This window comes from Ralstonia sp. VS2407, from assembly GCF_052950655.1.
Genome location: NZ_JBRFVG010000058.1, coordinates 1 through 716, shown reverse-complemented (window position 1 = coordinate 716; position 716 = coordinate 1). Strand labels below are relative to the sequence as shown.

Annotated in this window: 2 protein-coding genes; both read right to left on the bottom strand. The window is 70.0% G+C overall.

Features of this window, described 5'->3' with window-relative positions; all coding sequences use genetic code 11:
- Positions 1-25: 25 nt before the first annotated feature.
- Positions 26-385: a head-tail joining protein gene (locus ACU8YE_RS23790; protein WP_446929791.1), complete on the bottom strand. Its 360-nt coding sequence runs from the start codon at positions 383-385 to the stop codon at positions 26-28.
- Complete coding sequence (locus tag ACU8YE_RS23785) at positions 382-660, bottom strand: hypothetical protein (protein WP_446929789.1); 279 nt, start codon at positions 658-660, stop codon at positions 382-384. The genes ACU8YE_RS23790 and ACU8YE_RS23785 overlap by 4 nt, the downstream gene beginning before the upstream one ends.
- Between the last annotated feature and the right edge of the window lie 56 nt (positions 661-716).

Below are 716 nucleotides of genomic sequence, written 5' to 3'. Positions count from 1 at the left end.
CGGATCTTGGTGGCTTCCGATGACATCATGCCGCCTTGGGTTTCTTCTTGTTCTTGAGGGTGAGCATCGCGCCGCCCTGGCCGTCCGGATCAACGTCGTCGATCCAGAACATGCCCTCGTCCGGGTAGAAGCCGGCGGCCGGTACGGAGATCGCCATGCCCTGGACCGGCATCACGGCCCAGTCGGACAGTCGGATCCCGAGCGTGATCGTGACCGTGTTCACGCTCCCACCCTCGATCAGCGGCACGTCGACGTTCCGCTTCGACCAGACGCCGCTCGTGTCGAACGGCGGCTTCGGCGGCGTCGAGGCCAGCGGCGTCACCGTGACCGGGCGTCCGAAGGCGACGATGCCGGGCCCGAGCGCCAGGGCGGCGAAGTCGATCACGCGGCGACCGGCTTCGCGGCGGCCTTGCCGGTGGGCTTGGCGTCGGCGGCCGGCTCCTCGTCCGGGATCTCCTCCAAGACCTCGCCGCCGAAACGGGCGATGATCCGGTCGGCCTCGTCCGCGTCGAGGGTCACTTCCTCGCCGGCCTTCATGTGCGCGATCCCGCGCGAGGCGGGCACGAGCACGGTGCCGGCGGCGTCGCGCACCTCGGCGACGTCGTGGTCCGGATCCTCGACGCCGAGGGCAATCTTGGTGACGATGGTCTTCTTCGGCATGGATGCCGGGCCTCACCTCAGCGGGAGCGAGAGGCGCCGCCGGAGCGGCGCCTCTC